Source organism: Pantoea sp. At-9b, from assembly GCF_000175935.2.
Taxonomy (GTDB): Bacteria; Pseudomonadota; Gammaproteobacteria; order Enterobacterales; family Enterobacteriaceae; genus Pantoea.
The window spans coordinates 1,918,150-1,932,616 of the sequence record NC_014837.1 but is presented as its reverse complement, the minus strand read 5'-3'; the positions used below and the strand labels follow the sequence as shown (position 1 = coordinate 1,932,616).

Here is a 14,467-nt window from a genome sequence, read left to right as displayed (position 1 = left end):
CATGGCCGGACGTTAACACAATCGCTATCCTACTGAAATATAAGGCTGGGAAATCTCAGAGGGATATAAGTAATTCAGAATTGATTCAGGAAAAACTCACAATGCAGCACCGTGTTTGTGCATGGACGGCCATTCATGGCCGTCCTGTGCATGAAATATCACGATGTTAAGCGTTTAACCGGTGCGTTCTGCTGGCGATCCCACATCACCGTTAACAGACGTTGCAACGCGATGAAAGCGAACAACAGGATGCCAATGGCGATTTTGGTCCACCAGGAACTCAGAGTACCGTCGAAGTTAATCCAGGTCTGAATCAACCCCTGAATCAGCACACCAAACAGCGTACCCAACACCGTTCCCACGCCGCCGGACAGGAGCGTACCGCCAATCACCACCGAAGCGATGGCATCCAGCTCCACACCCAGCCCCGCCAGCGCATACCCCGCCGAGGTATAAATGGAGAACACAATGCCTGCCAGTGTTGCGAGGGTGGTCGACAACATATAAATTTTGATGGTGGTGGCGCGTGTGGAGATCCCCATCAATTGGGCCGACGTCAGATTGCCGCCAATGGCATACACCTGATTACCAAAACGCGTGCGATGCGCCAGTAAAATGCCACCCACCACGACCACCAGCATTATCACCGCCAGCAAGCTTAAGCGCCCACCGCCGGGGATTTTCCATGCCAGACTCGACAGCGTGACATATAACGGATGGTCGATGGGGATGGAGTTTTCTGATACCAGATAGCTGCACCCACGCAGGAAAAACATGCCAGCGAGAGTGATGATAAACGCCGGGATTTTTAACGCATCGATCAACCAGCCCATCATGGCACCAAAGGCAGCCCCCAACGCCAGGATCAGCGCAAACGCCAGTATAGGATCGACATGGTAATCACCAATCAACCGGGCGAGAAATACGCCGGTAAAAGCAATCACCGCCCCCACTGACAGGTCAATACCGCCGGACAGGATGACAAACGTCATGCCGACGGCAATAATGCCAAGAAATGCGTTATCCGTCAGGATATTACAAATCACCCGCGTGGAAGCGAAACCGGGGAACTGACTGAGGCAGAACAGATATCCGGCGACAAACACCAGCAAAGTAATCATCAGTGGCAGATGACGTTTAATCATGATGGACGTCTCCGTTTCAGCATGGCAAGAAAACGCGGTGACTGAATCAACAACACGCACATCACCACTACGGCTTTCACCACCTGGTTCAGCTCGGGTGGGAAACCCGACAACAAAATCCCGGTGTTCATCGACTGAATAATCAGGGCACCAATCAGCGACAGCACCAGGTTAAACCGCCCGCCCATCAGCGATGCGCCACCAATCACCACCGCCAGAATTGCGTCCAGCTCCAGCCACAAACCGGCGTTATTGGCATCCGCACCGCGAATATCGGCAGCCACAATCAAACCGGCAACCGCAGCGCACACGCCACTGATGGCGTAAGTTGACATCACCACCAGCCAGCCGGTCACCCCGGCATTGCGCGCCGCGCGCAGGTTAATCCCTACGGCTTCGATAAACAGCCCTAACGCCGTCTTACGCGTCAGCAACCAAACCGCCAGCGCGACCACCAGCGTGATCCAAACCGGCACCGGCAGCAGCCACAGCGAGCCACTACCAAACCATGACAGGTTGTCATTATCGAAGGTGACGATCTGTCCCTGGGTGATGAGCTGCGCCACACCGCGCCCGGCCACCATCAGGATCAAGGTGGCAACGAACGGTTGAATGCGCAGCAATGCCACCAACACACCGTTCCATAAACCACATGCCAGCCCGGTTCCCAGTGTCGCGAGAATGATAAACGGCAGACTGTGCCCCGCAACGGTCAGCGTCGCCGCCGTGGCCCCGGCAATCGCCATCACCGCGCCTACCGACAAATCAATCCCGCCGGTGGCAATCACCAGCGTCATCCCCACGGCCAGCAACGCGACGGGAGCGGCACGGTTGAGAATATCAATGGGGCTGCCAAACAGGCGGCCATCCTGTAAGTGCACGGCAAAAAAGTTATTTGCCACCAGGCTGTCCACCAGCAGCACCAGAATCAACGCGGCGATTTGCGGCATGCCGGGCGGCAGTTTCGGCTTGCGCCGGTTCGGTTTTTCAGACGTCATATCGGATTCAAGCATGTTGTTCTCCTCCGTGGGCGATAGCGTTGACAATGGACGCTACCGACAGCTGCTCAAGCGGGATCTCAGCCACCTGTTTCAAATCGCGCATAATCAACACGCGATCGGCGTAACCCACCAGTTCTTCGAGTTCAGAGGAGATAACCAGTAGCGCCAGTCCGTCGGCGCACAGGGATTCAATCAGACGAATAATCTCCGCATGGGCACCAACATCAATGCCGCGTGTGGGTTCGTCGAGGATGAGAAATTGCGGTTTGGTCACCAACCAGCGCGACAGCAGCACCTTCTGCTGATTACCGCCTGACAGCAACTCAACCGGCTGATCGGCATGCGGGGTACGGATGCCGAGGCTTTTAATAAAACGTTCGGCAATCGCCTGCTGTTCACGTTTCTTAATCGGCCGCAGCCAGCCGCGCTGCGCCTGCAACGCGAGGATAATGTTTTCCCGTACCGATGCCTTGCCAATGATGCCATCGGTTTTGCGATCCTCCGGGCAAAACCCCATCCCCAGCTTCGAGGCTTTGGCCGGGGTACGGATCTGCTGCACTTTGCCCTTAATGGTGGCGGTGCCGCGATCGGCACGGCGGATACCAAACAATACTTCGGCGGTTTCGGTACGCCCTGACCCCAATAGCCCGGCCAGCCCGACCACTTCCCCCGGTCGCACCTGCAAACTAAACGGTTCGATAGTGCCCTTTTTGCCGTAATCTTCGAACGCCACCACCGGCTGATTGCTGCGCAGGGTGCTGCCCTGACGCTGCAACGCCGTTTCCAGCAGTTCGCGCCCCAGCATCAGCTTGATTAATTCGATACGTGGTAACGACGCGGTGTCGCGGGTGGCAATATATTGACCGTTGCGCAGCACGGTAATGCGATCGGTGATGCGATACACCTGATCGAGAAAATGAGTGACAAAAATCAGGCTCATCCCTTTCGCTTTTAACTGCGCCATCAGGGTGAACAACATCTCGACCTCACTGGCGTCGAGGCTGGCGGTTGGCTCGTCGAGAATTAACACCTGCGCGGACAAATCCACAGCACGACAGATCGCAATGATTTGCTGCATCGCCACCGAGTAATGGCCAAGCTGGCGTGTCACATCGAGGGCAAAACCATATTTACGCATTAATGCATCGGCATCGCGCACCATGCGTTTGCGATCGATCATGCCAAAACGGCGCGGCTCGCGACCAATGTATAAATTATCCGCTACCGACATATTGGGTAGCAGATTCACTTCCTGGTACACCGTGCCAATACCCATCAATTGGGCATCACCGGTGTTATGTGGCGTGATTGCTTTGCCATTCAGGGTGATCACCCCGGCATCGCGGCTATAGACGCCGGTCAGCACTTTAATCAGCGTCGATTTGCCCGCGCCGTTCTCTCCCAGCAGCGCCATAATTTCGCCTTTGCGGATACTGAACGACACGTTATCCAACGCTTTCACGCCGGGGAAACCTTTACTGACGCCGCTGATGGTCAGCAGTGCCTCTTCTTGTGGTGTAGTCATACGCACCTGCCTCGCCTTACGTCATGAAAAACCGCCCCGAAGGGCGGTGCGGGGATCAGTAACCCATGCCTTTTTTCTTATCGAGTTGTGTCTGCGCATCCGCAGGCAGGAACAGTTTCGATTCAGTACGGATGATTTTCGGCGGTTGCGTGCCGTCTTTTTTCAGTTTTTCCAGCGCATCAAACGCCGGGCCAGCCATATTTGGCGTCAGCTCGACGTTGGCGTTGGCTTCGCCAGCCAGCATCGCTTTGTAGATATCCGGGACACCGTCAATCGAGCCGGTCAGGATATCTTTACCCGGCTTCAGGCCGGCTTCTTTGATGGCCTGAATGGCACCGATCGCCATATCGTCGTTGTGCGCAAATACCATGCAGATGTTTTTGCCGTTGTTTTCCGCTTTGATAAAGCTTTCCATGACCTCTTTACCTTTACTACGGGTAAAGTCGCCAGACTGAGAACGGATGATTTTAATGTTGGGGTGTCCGGCAATCGCTTCAGCAAAGCCTTTTTTACGGTCAATCGCCACGCTGGCTCCGACGGTGCCTTGCAGTTCCACCACGTTACATTGCTTGCTGCCGACGGTTTTCACCAGCCAGTCACCAATCAGTTTGCCTTCCAGCACGTTATCCGCCGTCACCACCGATTCGTACAATGACTTGTCATTGACCACGATCGCGCGGTCAAGCAGGAATACTGGAATCTTGGCGTCTTTGGCTTCTTCCAACACCGGTTCCCAGCCCGTCTGTACCACCGGGGCGATAAAGATGGCATCCACACCCTGGGCGATAAATGAACGTACCGCTTTGATCTGGTTTTCCTGTTTCTGCTGACCATCCGCGATTTTCAGCGTGATGCCCCGCTTCTGCGCTTCGGTTTTTGCCACATTCGTTTCCGCAGAACGCCAGCCGGATTCCGAGCCAACCTGTGAGAATCCAACTGTCATATCAGCCGCCAGAACCGGTGCGCTGATTGCCGCGCTCACCATGACGGACAAGAGTAAACGTTTCCACATAATTTCATTCCTCTGAAGGGACTGTGCTGTAGGGGGTACAAACGCGGTTTAAGCCTGGCGCAAAAGCCGCTTCCTGAGCGCGACACACCTCACAAAACAGAATGAATTAAAGGAGTTACGCTAAGATTAGCGCTAAAACGCTCACGACAGTTATGGACAAAACACCTGGTGTTTATCGTCTCAGCCGTTAAATAAATGTAATAAAGAGAATCGCTTATGTTGCCTGGTGCTGGAAACGATTACAGACACCGCGTAAAGAATGGTTACGCGGCATTCCGGAAAGGAATTGAGCAATTTGTGACTGGACGCACACAATGTGATGTAAGGTTTCATGGCGTGTGCAGAAAATTACTGACCAGTTGGTAATAAATCGCGGACTCTCTCCACCCGGTGCGGGAAAATAACGTTATAAAGCCGGGAAAATAACGCTGGCGATTTTGATGAATGAGGTTGTGAATTTTTCTCACCACGGCCCGAATAACCGGCACGGATTTGGCTTAATTTCGCCATTTTGACGAGCAATAAAAGACATAAAGGGTAAAAAAGTGTCTTTTGATGAGCGAATTAGCTCACTTTGTCTGATTTTTGAATTTTTTTACCGTTGACATATGGACTCTGGCTGCGTGCTCCCTATACTTGGCGCTTCCCTGTTCTTTATTTTTTAATGGCAATCATGACTGCGCTCGATTACCTGCTGAAATTTCGTAAAGTGAATAATCTTGAGAGTCTGGAAAAACTCTACGACCACCTCAATTATTCTCTGACTGATGATAATGAGATCATCAATATGTATCGCGCCGCCGATCATCGTCGTGCCGAACTGGCTTCGGGTGGCCGCCTGTTCGATCTCGGTCGCGTACCGAAGTCAGTCTGGCGTTACGTGGTATAATTCGCTGCTGTTTCCTGCTTATCGATAATATTGCGTTGTCCAGGTCGGGCGTGCCCCGTTTGGACATGATACGCTCTGCCACACCTGATCCTGGTAACTGGACTTATTTCATGACCGAACCGGTAAATCCCCCGCGCATTGCTGGCTGGCTGTTGCTGCCGCTCGCCTGGCTGATTATGACCATGCTCACCAGCGCCCTGGTGGTTGCCATGTATCTCAGCCCGTTGTTTAACCCTGAACTGCGTACCACGCTATTTTCGCACGGCGGATTGTTGTTGACGCAATGGTCGATTTCCTTGCTGACGGCAGGTCTGGTTTGGGTATATAGCATTTGGGTCTGCTGGATTTTTTGCAAACGCTCACGCCGCCTGCCACGCCATTACATTCTCTGGCTGCTGATGACGGTGCTGCTGGCGATGAAAACCTTTGCGTTTACCCCGGTATCCGACAGCAAAGCGATTCAGACATTACTGCTGTCACTGCTGGCTGCGGCGGTTTTTGTTCCCTATTTCAAACGTTCCCGGCGCGTAAAACAGACGTTTATCCAGCCGTAATGGCGCAAGAATCGTCAGGAATTTAATTCTGAGTGCTCTCAACCGCGCTGCAAACGCGGCTCGGGTTGAGATACCGCGCTCAATTCCGGATAATAGACGCCTTTCGGCTTCCCAGGTTTCATAATGACCGATTATTTACTGCTCTTTATTGGCACCGTACTGGTGAACAACTTCGTTTTGGTAAAGTTCCTTGGACTTTGCCCGTTCATGGGTGTGTCAAAAAAACTGGAAACGGCCATTGGCATGGGACTTGCCACCACCTTCGTGATCACGCTGGCCTCAATCTGTGCCTGGTTAGTCAACCATTTGATCCTGGTGCCGCTCGACTTAGTTTATCTGCGAACCATGGCCTACATCCTCGTGATTGCCGTGGTGGTGCAGTTCACCGAAATGGTGGTGCGGAAAACCAGCCCGTCGCTCTATCGCCTGCTCGGTATCTTTTTGCCGCTGATCACCACTAACTGTGCGGTGCTGGGCGTGCCCTTGTTGAGCGTCAACCTGAACCACACCTTTTTGCAGGCGGCGTTGTATGGATTCAGCGCCTCGCTCGGTTTCTCGCTGGTGATGGTGCTGTTCGCTGGGATCCGTGAACGCCTGGTGCTGGCTGATGTCCCTGTGCCGTTCAAAGGCAACTCGATCGCCCTGATCACCGCTGGCCTGATGGCGCTGGCGTTTATGGGCTTCAGCGGTCTGGTGAAATTCTGATGACCGCGATTTGGATTGCTATTGCCGTATTAAGCGCGCTGAGCCTGGTTTTTGGTGGCCTGCTCGGCTACGCTGCACGCCGTTTTGAAGTCGAAGAAGACCCGATTGTTGAACAGATTGATGCCATTTTGCCGCAAAGTCAGTGTGGTCAATGTGGCTATCCGGGTTGCCGTCCCTATGCCGATGCCGTCGGGAATAATGGTGAGGCGATTAACAAATGCGCCCCCGGTGGTGAGCAGACCATGCTGAAACTGGCGGCGTTGCTGAACGTTGAGCCACAACCGCTGGATGGTGGTGAAGAGGTGCTGGCTCCGGTCCGTACCGTGGCATGGATCGACGAAGCCAACTGCATCGGCTGTACCAAATGTATTCAGGCGTGCCCGGTTGACGCGATTGTCGGTGCCACCCGCGCAATGCACACCGTGCTGAGCGACGTCTGCACCGGTTGCGATCTCTGCGTTGCCCCTTGTCCGACCGACTGCATCGAGATGCGTCCGGTTGCCACCACCACGGCCAACTGGAAGTGGGATCTCGAAACTATTCCTGTACGGGTGATCCCGGTAGAAAGTCATGCTTAACTTGCTCAACACCTTGTTCCGCAAAGAGAAACTGTGGGATTTTCAGGGCGGTATTCATCCGCCGGAAATGAAAACACAGTCCAACGGTACACCGCTCAGCCAACTTCCGCTGCCGGATCGTTTTATCATCCCACTGAAACAACATATTGGTCATGAAGGCGAGATCTGCGTCGCGCCCGGTGAACATGTGTTGCGCGGCCAGCCGCTCACGTTCGGCAATGGCCGGATGCTGCCGGTGCACGCCCCCACGTCCGGCACCATTGAAGCCATTGCGCCTCATATGACCGCCCACCCGTCCGGGCTGTCTGAGTTGTGCATTTTCCTCACCGCCGACGGTGAGGACCGCTGGACCACGCTCGATCCGCAACCGGATTACCGTGCCCTGCCGCGTGAAGAGGTGGTCAAACGCATCCATGACGCCGGCATCGCCGGGCTGGGCGGTGCGGGTTTCCCCACGGCCACTAAATTGCGCGGTGGCCTGCGCGGCGTCAAAACCCTGATTATCAATGCCGCCGAGTGCGAGCCGTATATCACCGCTGATGACCGCCTGATGCAGGATTGCGCCGCGGAAGTGCTGGAAGGCTGCCGTATTCTGGCTTGGGTGTTACAGGCCGAGCGTGTGTTGATCGGTGTCGAAGATAACAAACCCGCAGCGATTGCCGCGCTGAAACAGGCGCTGGCGGGTGAGCGCGATCTGCAACTGCGGGTGATCCCCACCAAATACCCTTCCGGTGGTGCCAAGCAGCTGACCAAAATTCTGACCGGTCTGGAAGTACCGCATGGTGGCCGTTCCACCGATATCGGCGTGCTGATGCAAAACGTCGGCACCGCCTGGGCGGTGAAGCGCGCGATTGTTGATGGTGAACCGATCACCGAACGTGTGGTAACGCTAACCGGCGAGGCCATCACCCAACCGCGTAATGTCTGGGGCCGTCTTGGCACGCCAGTAAGTCATCTGCTGCACCATGCTGGCTTTAACCCATCAGCACGCCAGATGGTGATTATGGGTGGCCCGCTGATGGGCTTTACTCTGCCGTCGCTGGATGTGCCGGTGGTAAAAATTACCAACTGCATTCTGGCCCCGTCAGCCAGCGAGATGGGCAGCAACCCCGAAGAGCAATCCTGTATCCGTTGCAGTGCCTGTGCTGATGCCTGTCCGGCCAAACTGTTGCCACAGCAACTTTACTGGTACAGCCAGGGCGGCGATCACGATAAAGCCCGGGCACATCATATTGATGATTGTATCGAATGCGGTGCCTGTGCCTATGTTTGCCCAAGCAATATTCCACTGGTGCAATACTATCGCCAGGAGAAAGCCGAATTGCGTGCGATCGACCTGGAAGCAAAACGCACCGCCGAAGCTAAAGCGCGCTTTGAAGCACGTCAGGCGCGTCTGGAACGCGAAAAACTGGCACGCGAAGCCCGCCATGAGCAGGCGAAGCAGCGCGTGGCGCGTAGCGATCAGGGTGAGCTGGATGCTGCCGTGGCGCGAGTGAAAGCACGTCAGGCCAAAACCCCGGAACAGGAAGCTGCGGAGCGCGAAGCCCGTCACGCCCAAGCGTTGGCACGTCAGGCAGAAACCCAGGCTGAAACCCAGGCGCTGAGCCGTCAGGCCGCCGATCCGCGTAAAGCGGCGGTTGAAGCGGCGATTGCCCGCGCCAAAGCGAAAAAAGCGACGGCGGCTGAGCCAGCTGAAAGCGCGCCCACCGCAGCGGCCGATCCACGCAAAGCGGCGGTCGAAGCCGCCATTGCCCGAGCCAAAGCGAAGAAAGCCGCAGCCGCAGAACCGGATGCAGCCGCCCCGGCTGAAACGGTTGACCCGCGCAAAGCCGCGGTCGAAGCCGCCATTGCTCGCGCTAAAGCGAAAAAAGCCGCGGCCGCAGCAGAGGCGCAGCCGGTTGAACCGGTGACGGCAACCCCGGCTGAAACGGTCGATCCGCGTAAAGCCGCGGTCGAAGCTGCCATTGCGCGCGCCAAAGCGAAAAAAGCCGCGGCCGCAGCAGAGGCGCAACCCGTTGAACCGGTGACGGAAACCCCGGCTGAAGCGGTCGATCCGCGCAAAGCGGCGGTGGAAGCCGCCATTGCCCGCGCTAAAGCGAAAAAAGCCGCAGCGGCGCAACAGGCGCCAACCCCGGCCACCGCAATAGAACCGGAGGCCGCTGCGTCTCCTGACTCCGCCGATCCGCGTAAAGCAGCTATCGCTGCCGCGGTCGCCCGTGCCAAAGCGCGCAAAGCCGCGCAGCAGCAGCCTTCGACGTCTGAGGATTAAATGGCTTTTCGTATCGCAAGTTCCCCGTATACCCACAACCGCCGCAGCACCGGTAATATCATGCTGCTGGTGGTGCTGGCTGCGCTACCGGGCATGGCCGCGCAATGGTATTTTTTTGGCATTGGCTTTCTGATTCAGGTGATTCTCGCGATTGCGACCGCATGGGCAACAGAAGGGGCGATTCTGCGTCTGCGCAAAACCCCGGTGGTGCCGACGCTGGCTGACAACTCCGCGCTACTGACTGCCCTGCTGCTGGGCATTAGCCTGCCGCCACTGGCCCCCTGGTGGCTGGTGGTGATCGGTACGGTGTTTGCCATTGTCATTGCCAAACAACTGTATGGCGGTCTGGGGCAGAACCCGTTTAACCCGGCTATGGTCGGTTATGTGGTGCTGCTGATCTCCTTCCCGGTGCAGATGACCAGCTGGCTGCCGCCGGACACCTTGCAGTCGATCAAACCTGGCCTGCTTGATTCCCTCAGCATGATCTTCACCCACCACACGCTGGCGGGCGAAACCATGCAACAGTTACAAATTGGCGTAGATGGCGTCAGCCAGGCAACACCGCTCGATACCTTTAAAACCGGGCTGCGCGCGGGCCACAGCGCCGAGCAGCTATTGGCAGAGCCGATTTATCATGGTGTGCTGGCCGGACTTGGTTGGCAGTGGGTGAACCTTGGTTACCTGCTGGGCGGTATGCTGTTGCTGGCGAAAAACGCCATCCGCTGGCATATCCCGGTGAGCTTTCTGCTGTCACTGGCGTTCTGCGCCACCCTCGGCTGGTTGTTCTCGCCGGAATCGCTCAACTCACCGCTGATTCACCTGTTTTCGGGTGCCACCATGCTGGGCGCATTTTTTATCGCCACCGATCCGGTGACCGCCTCTACCACCAATCGCGGCCGTCTGATTTATGGCGCGCTGATTGGCCTGTTGGTGTGGTTGATTCGCAGTTTTGGCGGCTATCCGGATGGCGTGGCCTTTGCCGTGTTGCTGGCTAACATCTGTGTCCCATTGATTGATTACTACACCCAGCCGCGCGTGTACGGCCATCGCAAGGATTAACCGATGTTCGAGACTATTCGTAAAAATGCGCTGACGCTGGCGATTTTCGCGGTGATCACCACCGGGGTAACGGCGGTGGTAAACTTTGTCACCAAGCCGACGGTCGATCACCAGACCGCGCTGCAACAGAAAAACCTGTTGGATCAGGTGGTACCGACGGATTTGTACGATAACCACATTCAGCAGGAATGTTACCTGATCACCGATCCGGCACTCGGCAACGGTAAACCGCACCGTCTCTATCTGGCACGCAAAGGCGACACGCCGGTCGCGGTGGCGCTTGAGACCACCGCGCCAGACGGCTATTCTGGAGCGATTGAAATGCTGGTGGGCGCGGATTTCCACGGTAAAGTGTTGGGCGTGCGCGTCATTGAACATCATGAAACGCCCGGCCTCGGCGATAAAATCGAGCTGCGCGTTTCTGACTGGATCAACAGTTTCAACGGCAAAGTGGTGCACGGTGCCGATGACAAGAATTTTGCAGTGAAGAAGGATGGTGGTGAGTTTGACCAGTTTACCGGTGCCACCATCACCCCTCGCGCGGTGGTCAATGCCACCAAACGCGCCGCGTTACTGATTGAAACCCTGCCAGCGAAACTGTCATCGCTGCCCGATTGTGGAGAGGCAAAATGAGTGAAGCGAAGAACTTACTGATCGGCGGCCTGTGGAAAAATAACTCCGCGCTGGTGCAGTTGCTCGGACTCTGCCCGCTGTTGGCAGTGACGTCCACCGCCACCAACGCCCTCGGTCTTGGCCTGGCCACCACGCTGGTGCTGACCATCACCAACAGCGCGATTTCCGCCTCACGTCGCTGGGTGCCTGCGGATATTCGTATCCCGATTTATGTGATGATCATCGCCTCGGTGGTGAGCTGCGTGCAAATGCTGATCAACGCCTATGCCCACGGCTTGTATCAATCGCTGGGTATTTTTATCCCGCTGATTGTGACCAACTGCATCGTGGTGGGCCGTGCCGAAGCGGTGGCTTCCAAAAGCAGCATTCCGCTCTCGGCGCTGGATGGTTTTGCCATCGGTATGGGGGCCACCTGCGCAATGGTCACCCTCGGTTCGATTCGTGAAATCATCGGCAGCGGCACCCTGTTTAACGGCGCAGACCAGTTACTGGGCCCGTGGGCTAAAGTGCTGCGTATTGAAGTGGTGCATTTTGATTCGCCGATGCTGCTGGCAATGCTGCCGCCTGGCGCGTTTATCGGGCTTGGCATGCTGCTGGCTGCTAAATATTTGATCGACCAGAAAATGAAACAGCGCGCCGCTCATCGCGCTGAGACACCTGCCGCACAACCGCAGGGCCAGACAGGGAAAGCCGTGTGAATCAGGATAAACGCGTACAAATTCTGACGCGCCTGCGCGACGAGAACCCGCATCCCACCACGGAACTGAATTTCAGCTCGCCGTTTGAATTGCTGATTGCCGTGCTGCTCTCGGCACAGGCGACTGACGTCAGCGTGAATAAAGCTACAGCCAAGCTCTACCCGGTGGCGAATACCCCGGCCAGCCTCCTGGCGCTCGGGGTGGATGGCGTCAAGGAGTACATCAAAACCATCGGTCTGTTTAACAGCAAAGCGGAAAACGTCATCAAAACCTGCCGTATCCTGCTGGAGCAGCATGGTAGCGAGGTGCCGGAAGATCGTGCTGCGCTGGAAGCGCTACCCGGTGTGGGCCGCAAAACCGCCAATGTGGTGCTGAATACCGCCTTCGGTTGGCCGACGATTGCCGTCGATACCCATATCTTTCGCGTCAGCAACCGCACCCGTTTTGCCCCAGGTAAAAACGTCGAGGAAGTGGAAGAAAAACTGCTCAAGGTGGTACCGAAAGCCTTTAAGGTTGATTGCCACCACTGGTTGATCCTGCATGGTCGCTACACCTGCGTGGCACGCAAGCCGCGCTGCGGCTCCTGCTTAATTGAAGACCTGTGCGAGTTTGACGCCAAAACGGAATAATGAGGGATGCCATGACCGCGGCTGAGAATACAGCGTTAATTTTCCGGCAGTTTGGCAACCCCTCAGAAGTCCTTTCCCTCGAACCTTCCCCGCTTACGCCGCTGGCGTCTTCGCAACTGCGCGTACAAATGCAGTTTGCCCCGGTCAATGCCTCTGATTTGATCCCGATAACCGGTGCCTATCGTCACCGCGTCACCCCGCCGCAGGTCGCGGGTTATGAAGGCGTGGGCACGGTGGTCGCTGCCCCGGCGGAGTATGCCGCGCTGTTGGGTAAACGGGTGCTGCCGCTGCGGGGGACGGGAACCTGGCAACGCTATGTCACTTGCGCGGCTCCCCTCGCCATTCCGGTGCCGGACGATATCGACAGCACCCTGGCCGCCCGCGCCTATATCAATCCGCTGGCGGCGCTGCTGATGCTAAAAAACTGGTCACCGGCCAATCAACACCTGCTGCTCACCGCTGGCGGCTCGGCCTGTACGCAGCTGCTGGCGCAATGGGCATTGCGCCTGGGCGCACGCAGCGTGACCGTCATCTATCGCGCGTCCGCGCACGCGGCACGGTTACAGCGTTCTGGCCTGCGCGCATTACAGCAGGATCAGCAGGCTGAGATCCGCCAGGTCGCCGCTGCGGTAGATCTGGTGTTCGACGCCACGGGGGGCACCACCGGACAGCTTATCTGGCAATCGCTGCCTGCTGCGGCGCAGTTTATCGCCTATGGCGTGCTGAGCGGCCAACCGGTGCGGGTAAATGCCGCGCGCCCCGCCCTGCACTGGTTTCATGTCCGTCATTATCTTGATGCGCTAACGCCAGCCGCATGGCAGCAACTGTTTGCCGAACTCTGGCCGCTGCTACGAGACAGTGATTGCGGCGAGGTTGCCCTGTTCCCGTTGGCGCAGTGGCAGGAGGCCATCCACTTTTATCATCAATCCGGACGCAGCCAGAAACCGCTGCTGCAACTGGCATAACCGGCACCAACGCGCGATAAATCGCGCCTGAGAGGCACTATGTCGCAACAACCTTTTATGTTTGAACGTGTGTTACTGACCAACGATGATGGTATCAATGCGCCGGGCATCGCGGTGCTGGAGCGAGTAGCACGACGCCTGGCCCGTGAGGTATGGATTGTGGCACCGGAGCACGATCAGAGCGGCACGTCGCACTCCATCAGCCTGCACCAGCCGCTGCGCGTGGCACAGCGCGATGAATTCCGCTTCGGCGTATCCGGCACGCCCGGAGACTGCGTGGCGATGGCGGTGAGCCATCTAATGCAGGGAAAACGCCCGGATCTCCTGTTGTCGGGGATTAATCGCGGGGCCAATCTCGGGGTTGAAACCTTGTTCTCAGGCACCGTCGGCGCAGCGATGACCGGCATGCTGTTGGGCGTTCCCTCGCTGGCGCTTAGCCAGGCGTTTCACGATCGCGCGAATGTGCCATGGCAGATTGCAGAACATCATGCCGAACGTGTTATCCGCCAATTGTGTGCCGATAAACGCCAGCAAAATGCCTGCCTCAACGTCAATTTCCCGGCGCAGTTGCATCATGAACAATTGACCTTCACGCGCCAGGGCAACGGTCATCTGAATGGCATCAATGTGTTGCCGTTAAAAGACCCGCGCGCTCTGGATTATTACTGGCTACAACTGAGCCGCCATCATGATGGTGATCAACCGGGCACGGAAAGCGATGTACTGGCTAAAGGCGGAATCACGGTAACGCCGCTGGGCTTTGATCGCACCCTGGCCTGAAGCGCGCCAGGATGCGTTATTGCGC

At 56.6% G+C, this 14,467-nt stretch carries 15 protein-coding genes; 11 read left to right on the top strand and 4 right to left on the bottom strand.

The window, feature by feature from the left end; translation table 11 throughout:
- Nucleotides 1-158 precede the first annotated feature (158 nt).
- From yjfF to ytfQ, 4 genes are read right to left on the bottom strand one after another with little or no spacing between them, the layout of a single operon-like run.
- The gene (gene yjfF, locus PAT9B_RS08870) at nucleotides 159-1,145 is read right to left on the bottom strand and encodes a galactofuranose ABC transporter, permease protein YjfF (protein WP_013508918.1); all 987 of its coding nucleotides are present in this window, start codon (nucleotides 1,143-1,145) and stop codon (nucleotides 159-161) included.
- A complete protein-coding gene (ytfT, locus tag PAT9B_RS08865) occupies nucleotides 1,142-2,158 on the bottom strand; it encodes a galactofuranose ABC transporter, ATP-binding protein YtfT (RefSeq protein ID WP_013508917.1) in 1,017 nt (338 codons plus the stop codon). Before ytfT ends, yjfF begins: the two co-directional genes overlap by 4 nt.
- The gene (locus PAT9B_RS08860; RefSeq protein WP_013508916.1) at nucleotides 2,151-3,671 is read right to left on the bottom strand and encodes a sugar ABC transporter ATP-binding protein; all 1,521 of its coding nucleotides are present in this window, start codon (nucleotides 3,669-3,671) and stop codon (nucleotides 2,151-2,153) included. Before PAT9B_RS08860 ends, ytfT begins: the two co-directional genes overlap by 8 nt.
- Before the next feature lie 55 nt (nucleotides 3,672-3,726).
- Nucleotides 3,727-4,683 (bottom strand): galactofuranose ABC transporter, galactofuranose-binding protein YtfQ, encoded by a 957-nt coding sequence (gene ytfQ / locus PAT9B_RS08855; protein ID WP_013508915.1) that lies wholly within the window; start codon nucleotides 4,681-4,683, stop codon nucleotides 3,727-3,729.
- Between the two features lie 673 nt (nucleotides 4,684-5,356).
- On the opposite strand from ytfQ, the gene ydgT reads away from it, so the two are divergent.
- The 11 genes from ydgT (at nucleotide 5,357) to surE (ending at nucleotide 14,442) form a co-directional block, all read left to right on the top strand.
- Nucleotides 5,357-5,572 carry a transcription modulator YdgT gene (gene ydgT, locus PAT9B_RS08850; RefSeq protein ID WP_041525780.1) on the top strand — a complete coding sequence of 72 codons (216 nt, stop codon included), beginning with the start codon at nucleotides 5,357-5,359 and terminating at the stop codon, nucleotides 5,570-5,572.
- Nucleotides 5,573-5,682: 110 nt separating this feature from the next.
- Nucleotides 5,683-6,126 carry a DUF2569 domain-containing protein gene (locus tag PAT9B_RS08845; protein ID WP_013508913.1) on the top strand — a complete coding sequence of 148 codons (444 nt, stop codon included), beginning with the start codon at nucleotides 5,683-5,685 and terminating at the stop codon, nucleotides 6,124-6,126.
- 123 nt (nucleotides 6,127-6,249) lie between these two features.
- On the top strand, nucleotides 6,250-6,831 hold the full coding sequence (gene rsxA / locus PAT9B_RS08840) for an electron transport complex subunit RsxA (RefSeq protein WP_013508912.1): 582 nt from the start codon (nucleotides 6,250-6,252) through the stop codon (nucleotides 6,829-6,831).
- Nucleotides 6,831-7,409 (top strand): electron transport complex subunit RsxB, encoded by a 579-nt coding sequence (gene rsxB, locus PAT9B_RS08835; RefSeq protein WP_013508911.1) that lies wholly within the window; start codon nucleotides 6,831-6,833, stop codon nucleotides 7,407-7,409. The genes rsxA and rsxB overlap by 1 nt, the downstream gene beginning before the upstream one ends.
- Nucleotides 7,402-9,678, top strand: coding sequence for an electron transport complex subunit RsxC (gene rsxC / locus PAT9B_RS08830; RefSeq protein WP_013508910.1), 2,277 nt, complete (start codon nucleotides 7,402-7,404; stop codon nucleotides 9,676-9,678). The genes rsxB and rsxC overlap by 8 nt, the downstream gene beginning before the upstream one ends.
- Nucleotides 9,679-10,737, top strand: coding sequence for an electron transport complex subunit RsxD (gene rsxD / locus PAT9B_RS08825; RefSeq protein ID WP_013508909.1), 1,059 nt, complete (start codon nucleotides 9,679-9,681; stop codon nucleotides 10,735-10,737).
- Nucleotides 10,738-10,740: 3 nt separating this feature from the next.
- On the top strand, nucleotides 10,741-11,370 hold the full coding sequence (gene rsxG / locus PAT9B_RS08820; RefSeq protein WP_013508908.1) for an electron transport complex subunit RsxG: 630 nt from the start codon (nucleotides 10,741-10,743) through the stop codon (nucleotides 11,368-11,370).
- The gene (locus PAT9B_RS08815; protein ID WP_013508907.1) at nucleotides 11,367-12,068 is read left to right on the top strand and encodes an electron transport complex subunit E; all 702 of its coding nucleotides are present in this window, start codon (nucleotides 11,367-11,369) and stop codon (nucleotides 12,066-12,068) included. The genes rsxG and PAT9B_RS08815 overlap by 4 nt, the downstream gene beginning before the upstream one ends.
- On the top strand, nucleotides 12,065-12,697 hold the full coding sequence (gene nth, locus PAT9B_RS08810; protein WP_013508906.1) for an endonuclease III: 633 nt from the start codon (nucleotides 12,065-12,067) through the stop codon (nucleotides 12,695-12,697). The genes PAT9B_RS08815 and nth overlap by 4 nt, the downstream gene beginning before the upstream one ends.
- 11 nt (nucleotides 12,698-12,708) lie before the next feature.
- On the top strand, nucleotides 12,709-13,662 hold the full coding sequence (locus PAT9B_RS08805; protein ID WP_013508905.1) for a zinc-dependent alcohol dehydrogenase family protein: 954 nt from the start codon (nucleotides 12,709-12,711) through the stop codon (nucleotides 13,660-13,662).
- A gap of 39 nt (nucleotides 13,663-13,701) precedes the next feature.
- On the top strand, nucleotides 13,702-14,442 hold the full coding sequence (gene surE, locus PAT9B_RS08800) for a 5'/3'-nucleotidase SurE (protein WP_013508904.1): 741 nt from the start codon (nucleotides 13,702-13,704) through the stop codon (nucleotides 14,440-14,442).
- The last annotated feature ends 25 nt before the right edge of the window (nucleotides 14,443-14,467 follow it).

Coding starts and splice junctions, on each gene's coding strand:
- yjfF (WP_013508918.1), bottom strand. CDS start 1,145: ATGATTAAACGTCATCTGCCACTGATGATTACTTTGCTGGTGTTTGTC.
- ytfT (WP_013508917.1), bottom strand. CDS start 2,158: ATGCTTGAATCCGATATGACGTCTGAAAAACCGAACCGGCGCAAGCCG.
- PAT9B_RS08860 (WP_013508916.1), bottom strand. CDS start 3,671: ATGACTACACCACAAGAAGAGGCACTGCTGACCATCAGCGGCGTCAGT.
- ytfQ (WP_013508915.1), bottom strand. CDS start 4,683: ATGTGGAAACGTTTACTCTTGTCCGTCATGGTGAGCGCGGCAATCAGC.
- ydgT (WP_041525780.1), top strand. CDS start 5,357: ATGACTGCGCTCGATTACCTGCTGAAATTTCGTAAAGTGAATAATCTT.
- PAT9B_RS08845 (WP_013508913.1), top strand. CDS start 5,683: ATGACCGAACCGGTAAATCCCCCGCGCATTGCTGGCTGGCTGTTGCTG.
- rsxA (WP_013508912.1), top strand. CDS start 6,250: ATGACCGATTATTTACTGCTCTTTATTGGCACCGTACTGGTGAACAAC.
- rsxB (WP_013508911.1), top strand. CDS start 6,831: ATGACCGCGATTTGGATTGCTATTGCCGTATTAAGCGCGCTGAGCCTG.
- rsxC (WP_013508910.1), top strand. CDS start 7,402: ATGCTTAACTTGCTCAACACCTTGTTCCGCAAAGAGAAACTGTGGGAT.
- rsxD (WP_013508909.1), top strand. CDS start 9,679: ATGGCTTTTCGTATCGCAAGTTCCCCGTATACCCACAACCGCCGCAGC.
- rsxG (WP_013508908.1), top strand. CDS start 10,741: ATGTTCGAGACTATTCGTAAAAATGCGCTGACGCTGGCGATTTTCGCG.
- PAT9B_RS08815 (WP_013508907.1), top strand. CDS start 11,367: ATGAGTGAAGCGAAGAACTTACTGATCGGCGGCCTGTGGAAAAATAAC.
- PAT9B_RS08805 (WP_013508905.1), top strand. CDS start 12,709: ATGACCGCGGCTGAGAATACAGCGTTAATTTTCCGGCAGTTTGGCAAC.
- surE (WP_013508904.1), top strand. CDS start 13,702: ATGTCGCAACAACCTTTTATGTTTGAACGTGTGTTACTGACCAACGAT.